At 74.0% G+C, this 9,495-nt stretch carries 10 protein-coding genes and 1 pseudogene; 2 read left to right on the forward strand and 9 right to left on the reverse strand.

Annotation, left to right across the window (positions count from 1 at the left end; genetic code table 11):
• The 6 genes from B0E53_RS28760 to B0E53_RS28780 form a co-directional block, all read right to left on the reverse strand.
• On the reverse strand, positions 1–881 hold an 881-nt coding region (locus B0E53_RS28760; RefSeq protein ID WP_107078879.1), incomplete at its 3' end, for a sulfite exporter TauE/SafE family protein.
• Positions 882–1,044: 163 nt separating this feature from the next.
• Positions 1,045–1,515: an Rrf2 family transcriptional regulator gene (locus tag B0E53_RS28765; RefSeq protein ID WP_107078880.1), complete on the reverse strand. Its 471-nt coding sequence runs from the start codon at positions 1,513–1,515 to the stop codon at positions 1,045–1,047.
• 71 nt (positions 1,516–1,586) lie between these two features.
• Entirely contained in the window at positions 1,587–2,471 is an 885-nt protein-coding gene (locus B0E53_RS28770) for an acyl-CoA thioesterase II (protein WP_246835652.1), read from the reverse strand.
• Between the two features lie 232 nt (positions 2,472–2,703).
• On the reverse strand, positions 2,704–4,152 hold the full coding sequence (pyk, locus tag B0E53_RS28775; RefSeq protein ID WP_107078881.1) for a pyruvate kinase: 1,449 nt from the start codon (positions 4,150–4,152) through the stop codon (positions 2,704–2,706).
• Between the two features lie 169 nt (positions 4,153–4,321).
• On the reverse strand, positions 4,322–4,444 hold the full coding sequence (locus B0E53_RS40270; RefSeq protein ID WP_281492924.1) for a hypothetical protein: 123 nt from the start codon (positions 4,442–4,444) through the stop codon (positions 4,322–4,324).
• Between the two features lie 31 nt (positions 4,445–4,475).
• Positions 4,476–4,841, reverse strand: a complete 366-nt coding sequence (locus tag B0E53_RS28780; protein WP_107078882.1) for a YciI family protein — start codon at positions 4,839–4,841, stop codon at positions 4,476–4,478.
• 254 nt (positions 4,842–5,095) lie between these two features.
• On the opposite strand from B0E53_RS28780, the gene B0E53_RS28785 reads away from it, so the two are divergent.
• Positions 5,096–5,962 (forward strand): aldo/keto reductase, encoded by an 867-nt coding sequence (locus tag B0E53_RS28785; RefSeq protein ID WP_107078883.1) that lies wholly within the window; start codon positions 5,096–5,098, stop codon positions 5,960–5,962.
• A gap of 93 nt (positions 5,963–6,055) precedes the next feature.
• A complete protein-coding gene (locus B0E53_RS28790; protein ID WP_107078884.1) occupies positions 6,056–7,633 on the forward strand; it encodes a GMC family oxidoreductase N-terminal domain-containing protein in 1,578 nt (525 codons plus the stop codon).
• A gap of 52 nt (positions 7,634–7,685) precedes the next feature.
• Here the strand turns inward: B0E53_RS28790 and B0E53_RS28795 are convergent, their stop codons facing one another.
• From B0E53_RS28795 to B0E53_RS28805, 3 genes and pseudogenes are all read right to left on the reverse strand, one after another.
• The gene (locus B0E53_RS28795; protein WP_107078885.1) at positions 7,686–8,483 is read right to left on the reverse strand and encodes an alpha/beta fold hydrolase; all 798 of its coding nucleotides are present in this window, start codon (positions 8,481–8,483) and stop codon (positions 7,686–7,688) included.
• 190 nt (positions 8,484–8,673) lie between these two features.
• The gene (locus tag B0E53_RS28800; RefSeq protein WP_107078886.1) at positions 8,674–8,937 is read right to left on the reverse strand and encodes a DUF6244 family protein; all 264 of its coding nucleotides are present in this window, start codon (positions 8,935–8,937) and stop codon (positions 8,674–8,676) included.
• Between the two features lie 75 nt (positions 8,938–9,012).
• Positions 9,013–9,495 (reverse strand): annotated as a pseudogene (locus B0E53_RS28805) (hypothetical protein); the annotation flags it as partial.

Raw genomic sequence — 9,495 nt, forward strand, 5'->3', positions numbered from 1 at the left:
GCGGCCTCGGCGACGGCGCGGGCCCGGCGGGTGCGGCGCAGCGCCCGCGCCGCCAGCACCACGGCGACCAGCCAGCCGGCGCCGAGCACCGAGTAGGCCAGGGCCGGGACCGGGCCGCCCAGCTCACCGGCGCGCAGCAGGGTGCGGGTGTTGGTCAGCACGATCACCCCGCCGATGACGGCGCCGAGCAGCTGGGCGGGGACGATGCGGACCAGCCAGGCGGCGATCGGCGCGGCGATCAGGCCGCCGACCAGCAGGGCGGCCACGGTGGGCAGCAGGAAGCCGTCGGAGCCGAGGCCGATCAGGAAGCCGATGCTGGCCGCGCCGGCCACCAGGAACTCGGAGGTGTCCACCGACCCGATCACCTTGCGCGGTTCCATCCGGCCGGAGACCAGCAGCGCCGGGGTGGCGACCGGGCCCCAGCCGCCCCCGCCGGTGGCGTCGACGAAGCCGGCGAACAGGCCGAGCGGGGCCAGGAAGCGGCTGCGCAGCCGGCCGGCGGCCCGGTTGGCGCGCAGCGGCCGGGAGAAGCGGACCAGCAGGTAGGCGCCGAGGCTGAACAGGATGGCGGCCATCCAGGGCGCGGCGGACTCGGTGGAGATGGAGCTGAGGAAGGTGGCGCCGGCGAACGAGCCGACCGCGCCGGGCAGCGCGATCCGGCCCACCACCCGCCAGTCGACGTTGCCGAACCGCCAGTGCGAGATTCCGGCGGCGAGGGTGGTGCCGATCTCGGCCAGGTGCACCGAGGCGGAGGCGGCGGCCGGTGCCACCCCGGCGAAGAGCAGCAGGGTCGAGGAGGTCAGCCCGTACGCCATGCCGAGCGCGCCGTCGACCAGTTGCGCGGCGAGCCCGACGAGGGCGAGGACCAGCAGCTTGCGCACGAGCGCCCCCTGACTTTTCGGCATCTCCTATCGACTTGGTCGACAATGCGGCACGGAGACGCTCCGGTCAAGTCCTCCATCCGGTTGATGGGACGCGCCGGACGGCGCGGCGGGCGCGCGGGTCAGCCGCCGGGGCGACGCTGGCGGGCGGAGGACGGGGCGGTCAGCTCCAGGCCCGGGGATCGGCGGCCAGCTCGCTCACCCGACCGGGTAGGCTGCCGCCGGCCACGTCGGCGATGGTGACCAGTTCGAGGATCTCCCGCTCGCTGGCCCGCAGCGCGATCCACACGTCCTGCAGGGCACGGGCCGCCCCCTGATAGCCGAGCTGCTCCGGGCGCTGGCCGCGGACGTGCGCCAGCGGGCCGTCGATCACCCGGATCACCTCGGCCAGGGAGATCTCCGACGCGGGCCGGGCCAGCCAGTAGCCGCCCTCGGGACCGCGCTGGGCGTGCACGATGCCGCCCCGGCGCAGCTGGAGCAGGATGCTCTCCAGGAACTTCGGCGGGATTTCCTGGGCGCGGGCGAGCTGCTCGGCGGTCACCGGCCGGCTCCGCCCGGCTGTCGCGCCATCGGCGACCGAGGCCAGTTCGGCGGCCGCGCGGAGGGCGTAGTCGACCCGGGCGGAGAGGCGCATGCCGGCAAGGTTAGTCGCCTGGTCAGCCGCCCGGACTCCCGACCCTCGGCCGAACGGTCACGGTTGCCCGCTCAGGCGCCGACCCGGCGTAGCAGCCCCTCCTGCACGGCGCTGGCGATGTGCCGGCCGTCGGTGGTGAACATCCGGCCGGTGGCCAGGCCCCGGGCGCCGGACGCCGACGGGCTCCAGCAGTCGTAGAGGAACCACTCGTCGGCGCGGAACGACCGGTGGAACCAGAGCGCGTGGTCGAGGCTCGCGCCCACCACTCCCCCGGGCCCCCACACCTCGCCGTGCACCGACAGCACCGAGTCGAGCAGGGTCAGGTCGGAGGCGTACGTGAGGGCGCAGGCGTGCAGCAGCGGATCGTCGGGAAGCTTGCCGTCGAGGCGCATCCAGACCCGCTGGTGCGGCTCGGCGGGACGGTCGCCGGGGCGTACCCAGCCGGGCTCGCCGACGTAGCGGACGTCGATCGGGCGCGGGATCTGGCCCCAGATGCCGAGCCGCTCCGGGTAGCGGGAGAGCCGGTCGGTCATGGTCGGGACCTGGTCCGGGGCGGGCACGTCGGGCGGGACCGGCGCGTGGTGGTCCAGCCCCTCCTCCTGCCGCTGGAACGAGGCCGACATGAAGAAGATCGGCTTGTCGTGCTGGAGCGCCACGGAGCGGCGCACCGAGAACGAGCGGCCGTCCCGGACGTTCTCCACCTGGTATTCGATCGGCTCGACGGGGTCGCCGGGGCGGACGAAGTAGCCGTGCAGGGAGTGCACGAAACGCTCCGGGTCGACGGTGCGCCCGGCGGCGACCAGGGCCTGGCCGGCGACCTGGCCGCCGTACACCCGCTGCGGACCCACCGGCGGGCTCATCCCGCGGAAGGTCATCTCGCCGGTGTGGTCGAGGTCCAGCACCTCCAGGAGCTGGTCGACCGCGGCCTGCCCGGTCGCCACCGGACGCTCGGTCACTGCACTGTCTCCGTTCGCGACTGCGGGGCTCGCAGAACCGGCTCACTCCTCGCGCTCACCGAACTGTCTCCGTTCGCGACTGCGGGGCTCGCAGAACCGGCTCACTCCTCGCGCTCACTGAACTGTCTCCGTTCGCGACTGCGGGGCTCGCAGAACCGGCTCACTCCTCGCGCTCACCGAACTGTCTCCGTTCGCGACTGCGGGGCTCGCAGAACCGGCTCACTCCTCGCGCTCACTGAAGAGCCCGGGCCGAGGCGGCGTCGACCAGCGAGCCCAGCTGGTGCACGCGCAGGGTGTTGGTGGAGCCGGGGGTGCCGGGCGGGCTGCCCGCCACGATCACCACGTAGTCGCCGGGGTTGGCCCGGTTGAGGCCGAGCAGCGCCTGGTCGACCTGGCGGAACATGTCGTCGGTGTGCTCGACGAACGGCATGAGGAAGGTCTCCACGCCCCAGGAGAGGGCCAGCTGGTTGCGCACCTCGGGAACCGGGGTGAAGGCCAGCAGCGGCAGGTCGCAGTGCAGCCGGGCCAGCCGCTTGACCGTGTCGCCGGTCTGCGAGAAGGCGACCATGGCCTTGGCGCCGATGGCCCGCGCGATCGAGGAGGCGGCCACGGTGAGCGCGCCACCGTGGGTACGCGGGTCGTGCTGCAGCCGCGGCACGCCGATCGAGCCGGCCTCGGTGGTGGTGATGATCTTCGCCATGGTGCTGACCGTGAGCACCGGGTACTTGCCGACGCTGGTCTCGCCGGAGAGCATCACCGCGTCCGCGCCGTCGAGCACCGCGTTGGCCACGTCGGAGGCCTCGGCGCGGGTGGGGCGCGAGTTCTCGATCATGGAGTCGAGCATCTGGGTGGCCACGATGACCGGCTTGGCGTTCTCCCGGCAGAGCTGCACGGCGCGCTTCTGCACCAGCGGCACCTGGTCCAGCGGCAGTTCGACGCCGAGGTCGCCGCGGGCGACCATGACCCCGTCGAAGGCGAGCACGATCGCCTCGAGGTGGTCGACCGCCTCCGGCTTCTCGACCTTGGCCAGCACCGGGCGGAGAACGCCCTCCTCAGCCATGATCGAGTGGACGAGCTTGATGTCCTCGGGCGAGCGGACGAAGGAGAGCGCGATCAGGTCGACGCCCAGGCCGAGGGCGAAGCGCAGGTCGTCGGCGTCCTTGTCGGACAGGGCCGGGACGCTGACCGCCACGTTCGGCAGCGAGACGCCCTTGTTGTTGGAGACCGGGCCGCCCTCGGTGACCAGGACGCGGATGTCGTTGCCGGTGACGTCGCTGACCTCGACCGCGACCCGGCCGTCGTCGATCAGCAGCCGGTCGCCCGGCTTCACCTCCTGCGGCAGCTTGCGGTAGGTGCAGGAGACCCGCTCCTTGGTGCCGAGGATCTCGTCGCCGGTGATGACCACCGAGTCGCCGGTGCGCCACTCGTGCGGGCCGTCGGCGAACTTGCCCAGGCGGATCTTGGGGCCCTGGAGGTCGGCGAGCACGGCGACCGGCTGCCCGGCCGCCTCGGCGGCCTCCCGGACCAGCCGGTAGACCGATTCGTGGTCCTCGTGACTGCCGTGGCTGAAGTTCAGCCTCGCCACGTTCATGCCGGCCTCGACCAGGCCCCGGATGCGCTCCGGGGACGAGGTGGCGGGGCCGAGTGTGCAGACGATCTTCGCGCGGCGTGTCACGCCCATCAGGCTAGTCTCTCCTCCGGGTCGACCTGCCGGCCGACCCCTTTCGGACTGCGGAACAGTTGTCCAACGACGCGCGATACCCGCGCCGGCGGGCGGTGTGGCACCGCACCGGGGACGTCGTGTGTGGCGGGCATCGGCGACCGCGCGGCGGAAATCGTACCGCTCGCGTTCATCCCTCGGCGGAGCGCTCCCGGAGATCGACCGGCGCCACCCCGGCGTCGGCGTCCGCCGCCGGGACCCGGGGCGCGGGCGGCGTGGCCGGGGGCAGGGTCGGCACGGCGGAGAACGTCAAGCGCGGGTCGTAGCGGCGCTTGGACCGACAGTCAGCTCTGAGTCTTGACGAGGGGGAACTCCAGCGAGCCGGCCGGGCAGAGGAAGGTGAGCACCTCGACCCGGTAGAGCCCGGCCTGCACGGCCGGGTCGGCCTCCATCACGCTGCGCACGTCGTCGACCGAGCCGGTGCGGGCCAGGCCGAACCCGATCGGCGGGTCCGGCTCGCGGGCCGGGCCGTCCACCGAGCCGTCGACCAGGACGATGCCCCGCCGTTGCAGCGCCTGCATGTGCTGGATGTGCTCGGCCTGGAGCCGTTGCACGGTTTCCTCCGGCAGCGCCCGGCCCGACGGTCCCGGGTAGAGCACGATGCACTCGTACGTGTCGAGCGCGAAGTCGAGCCGTGGCGTCGCGGCCATGCGCACCTCCAGACCACCGTCCCGTCCAGCGTCGCACGGCGGCCGGCGCCGCCGGGGCCGCTCGCCGCAACTGCCCGCCCGGCCGGCCGGGTTGCCGACCCGCTGGGCGGTTCGTCCCGCGGTGGGAGAGCCGTCGCCTCGTCACGGTACGGGCGGAAATACGCGGCGCGGGACGTTGGCGACGGCGATTCCCGGGAAAGAGTTCCGGTCGCAGGCGGTGACCGCCGCCGACGACGACGCACAGGAGGACCGCCATGACGACCAGCACCCGGCCCGCGAAGGCCTCGGGCACCTACCGGATCGGCGGGGACCTCCAGGTCGACCGGCTCGGCTACGGGGCCATGCAGCTCACCGGTCCCGGGGTCTGGGGCGATCCGAAGGACCCGGCCGAGGCGGTGCGGGTGCTGCGCCGGGCGTACGAGCTGGGCGTGACCTTCATCGACACCGCCGACTCCTACGGCCCGTTCGTCAGCGAGCTGCTGATCAAGGAGGCGCTGCACCCGTACGCCGAGGACCTGGTCATCGCGACCAAGGCCGGGCTGACCCGCTCCGGTCCGGGCGACTGGCGGCCGGTGGGCCGTCCCGAGTACCTGCGCCAGCAGTGCGAGCTGAGCCTGCGCCACCTGGGCCTGGACTGCATCCCGCTCTACCAGCTGCACCGGATCGACGAGAAGGTGCCGCTGGCGGACCAGCTCGGCGAGCTGGCCCTGCTCAAGCAGGAGGGCAAGGTCCGGCACATCGGGCTCTCCGAGGTGACCGTCGAGCAGATCGAGGCGGCCCGGCGGATCACCCCGATCGTCTCGGTGCAGAACCTCTACAACCTGGCCGACCGCAGCGCCGAGGACGTGCTGGACCACTGCGAGCGCAACGACCTGGCGTTCATCCCCTGGTTCCCGATCGCCACCGGCAACCTGGCCCGGCCGGGCGGCCCGCTGGACGCGATCTCCACCGAGCACGGCGCGACGCCCGCGCAGCTCGCCCTCGCCTGGCTGTTGCGCCGGTCGCCGGTGATGCTCCCCATCCCGGGTACGTCCTCCGTGGCGCACCTGGAGGAGAACGTCGCCGCGGCCGAGGTGCGGCTCAGCGACGACGAGTTCGAGGCGCTCGCCAAGGCCGCCTGAGCCGGCCCCGCCGCGACCCAGGCCCTTTCCGTAGGGTGATCGAGCCGCTACCGTCAGAGGGATTCTCACGCCCGGGACGAGTGGGGGTCCGGAGTGGACGGTTTCGACTACGTCGTCGTCGGTGCCGGCGCGGCCGGGTGCGTGCTGGCCAACCGGCTCACCGAGGACCCGGGCACCCGGGTGCTGCTGATCGAGGCGGGCGGCTGGGACCGCAGCCCGTACGTCCGCGTACCCAAGGCGTTTTCCCGGCTGATGGACGACCCGCGCACCGCCTGGCACTATCCGGCGACCATTGCACCGGGGCGGCGCGAGACCTGGCAGCGCGGCCGGATGGTCGGCGGCTCGACCTCGATCAACGGCATGATCTGGAGCCGCGGCGCGGCGGCGGACTGGGACGCGTTGGCGCACCTCGGCTGGGGCTGGTCCACCGTGCGGCCGATCTTCGATCGGCTGGCGGACCACCCCTCGCACGACACCGGCAACCCGGTGCGCCTGTCCGTCACCACCGGCACCGACCCGCTCTGCGAGGAGATGCTCGAGACCGGGTCGGAGCTGGGCTGGCGCCGGGTCGACGACCTCGACGCCGGCGACGGCGAGCGGATCGGCTACGCCACGGCCACCATCCACGCCGGGCGCCGGGTCAGCGCCGCCGACGCCTTCCTGCATCCGATACGCGACCGGCCGAACCTGACCGTCGCGGTCGACACGGTCGCGCTGCGCGTACTGATCGAGGGCGGCCGGGCGGTCGGCGTACGGGTCGCGCACCGGGGCCGGGAGGTCGAGCACCGGGCGGCCGCCGAGGTGATCCTCGCCGCGGGCGCCCTGGCCACCCCGCAGCTGCTGCAGGTCTCCGGCATCGGGCCGGCCGACACCCTGCGGGCCGCCGGCGTCCCGGTGCTGCTCGACCGGCCCCGGGTGGGGGCGGGCCTGCGGGAGCACCGGCCGATCCCGCTGCAGTACCGGCTCGCCGGGCCGGGCGGCTACAACGCCCGGCTCGGCAGCCCGCTGGGGCAGGCCCGCGCCGCCCTGCGCTACCTGCTCACCCGCCGGGGCCCGCTCGCCCTGCCGGTGATGGACATCGCGGCCCACGTGAAGTCCCGTCCGGAGCTGGACCGCCCGGACGTCCACCTGCTGATGGCGCCCTTCTCGGCGGCGCCGCCGCGCCCCGGCCGGGCCCTGGAGCTGGAGCGCGAGCCGGGCCTCATCTGCCTCGGCACGGTGACCCGCCCCGACAGCGAGGGCAGCCTCGCCGTCACCGGACCCGACCCCCGCACGCCGCCCGCGATCGTGGCGAACTACTTCGCCACCGCGCACGACCGCCGGGTCGCGGCGGACGCGTTCCGCTGGATGCGGGAGCTCTTCGCCACCGGGCCGATCGCCAAGCGGATCGCGGCGGAGACCCTGCCGGGGGCGGCCGTCCAGACGGACGAGGAGATCATCGAGGCCGCCCGGACGCACGGCTACTGCGGCTACCACGCCATCGGCACCTGCGCCATGGGCGCGGACGACGAGCACGTCGTCGACCCCGAGCTGCGGGTGCGCGGGGTGACCGGGCTGCGGGTGGTCGACGCCTCGGTGCTGCCGGTGATGGTGTCCGGCTGGACCAGCGCCCCGGTGACCGCGCTGGCCTGGCGGGCGGCCGACCTGATCCGGGGCGGCGCCACCACGTGACGGCCGGGCTCGACGGCCGCCCGCGCGGCGACCGTCGAGCCCGGCCGCGCTCTCAGACCGCGAAGCAGTTGGGGCGGATCGTGGCGCCGGCGAGCACCTGCCGCACGACGCTGTAGGTGGTGCCGTCGAGGACCAGGCCCAGGTGGCCGACGATCCGCAGCGGGCACCACGCCTGGACCAGGACGTTGCTGGCGCCGTCGGCGAGGGCGGCGTTGTCCACCGGGCGGACCAGCTCGTCCTGCCAGGTGCGGACGGTGGTCCAGCGGACCGTGCCCGGGGTGTCGTCGCCCGCGTTGAGGTCGGCGAGGAAGCCGGACCCGATGGACATCTGCTGGCAGGCCACGATGCCCGCGCAGCTGCCCAGCCCCAGAAAGTTGACGATGTTGGCGACGTAGGTGCCCTGTTGCGGGCTGCCCAGGCTCACGTAGCGGTCGACCTTGTCGGCGCCGCCCAGGAACTTCACGTACCAGCGGGAGACCAGGCCGCCCTCGGAGTGGGTGACCAGGTCCACCTTGGCCGCGCCGGTGACGGCGCGGACCTGGTCCACGTAGGACGACAGGGCGCGGGCCGACTCGCGGATGTCGCCGAAGCCGAGGTTCGGCAACTGGTAGATCGAGACCCGGTAGCCGTCGGCGCGCAGCCGGGCGGCGATCGGCTCGTAGGCGATGGAGATTCCGATCAGGCCGCCGACCACGATGACCGGGTTGGCGCCGGCGGCGGCGAGGCCGGTGGCGTCGGCCGTGCTGCTGGTGGTGGCTGCGGCGGTGGTGGGCTCGGCGTGGGCGGCGGTGGCCGGGACCAGCAGGGCGGTGACGGCGGCGGTGGCGGCCAGGATCGTTCGGAGCAGCATGGGCTGCACCTCCGGTGGGAGGCCCCGGTGAACCGGGAGGACGGGTGGGGGATCCGATCGATCGTGGAACGATGATGCGTGTCCGATTTCACACACGTCAATGGAAAGTTACGCGCGGGTAACCCGTTGTCGCGCGGGAGGCACAAACCGGCGAATCACCCCTGCGGTCCCCTCCCGGGGGACGAGGGGCTCAGCTGCCGAGGGCCTGGACCTTGGCGATGGTCTCCTGGAGGTGCTGGCGGGCCGGCTCGCCGCCCTGGGCGGCCTGGCTGAGCGCCTGCCGGTAGGCGTCGATGACACCGATCAGCGGCCCGGCGGCCACGCCCTCCAGGGCGCCCGCGACCAGCGCCCGGGCCTCGGCGGCGTCCTGCGCCGCGGCAGCCGTCCTGGCCTTCGCCTCGTCCAGCTTCTGGGCCGCCGCCGCCAGCCTCGCGATGATCTGCGCCGCGCTCACGCGCCCTCCCCTGCTCGCCTGCCCGGCAGCCTACGCGACGCCCGGGTGCCGAGCCCGGCCCCGAACCGCGCGCCCTCAGCTGAGCAGCCGGAACACCACCAGGTAGACGCAGAACAGCGACGGTGCGACCAGCGCACAGATCACGAAGCCGAGCGGCACGTACCGGCCCGGCGGGGTCTCGCCGCCGATCACCGGGCGGCCCCAGCGCCCCAGCACCAGCTGTCCGGCCAGGAAGGACAGCAGCGGGACGCCGGCGCACGAGACGGCGGCCACCAGGTCGAGCCCGGTCGCCGGCAGCGGCGAGCCGATCAGCGCCACCAGCATGAGCAGGGAGCCGGCCAGCGCGCAGGCGGTGTAGACGGCGACCGCCCGGGCCGGCGCCGACCAGGTGGGCAGCAGCACGGGTCGCTGCGCCAGGGCCTCGGCCTGCTGCCCGTGCCGGTCGGCCTCGTCGGCCAGCTGCCCGGCCGCGGCCAGCTCCGTCGCCGGGTCACCCACCCGGGGCCCCGGCACCGTCCCCTCGGGATACGCCCCGACCCCCGGCCGCCCCGGCGCGGC

This window comes from Micromonospora sp. MH33 (genome assembly GCF_003013775.1).
GTDB classification, from domain to species: domain Bacteria; phylum Actinomycetota; class Actinomycetes; order Mycobacteriales; family Micromonosporaceae; genus Micromonospora; species Micromonospora fulviviridis.

What these genes read in the sequence shown, in the direction of transcription:
- B0E53_RS28765 (WP_107078880.1), bottom strand. Translation starts at nt 1,515, where the DNA reads ATGCGCCTCTCCGCCCGGGTCGACTACGCCCTCCGCGCGGCCGCCGAA.
- pyk (WP_107078881.1), bottom strand. Translation starts at nt 4,152, where the DNA reads ATGGGCGTGACACGCCGCGCGAAGATCGTCTGCACACTCGGCCCCGCC.
- B0E53_RS28780 (WP_107078882.1), bottom strand. Translation starts at nt 4,841, where the DNA reads ATGGCCGCGACGCCACGGCTCGACTTCGCGCTCGACACGTACGAGTGC.
- B0E53_RS28785 (WP_107078883.1), top strand. Translation starts at nt 5,096, where the DNA reads ATGACGACCAGCACCCGGCCCGCGAAGGCCTCGGGCACCTACCGGATC.
- B0E53_RS28795 (WP_107078885.1), bottom strand. Translation starts at nt 8,483, where the DNA reads ATGCTGCTCCGAACGATCCTGGCCGCCACCGCCGCCGTCACCGCCCTG.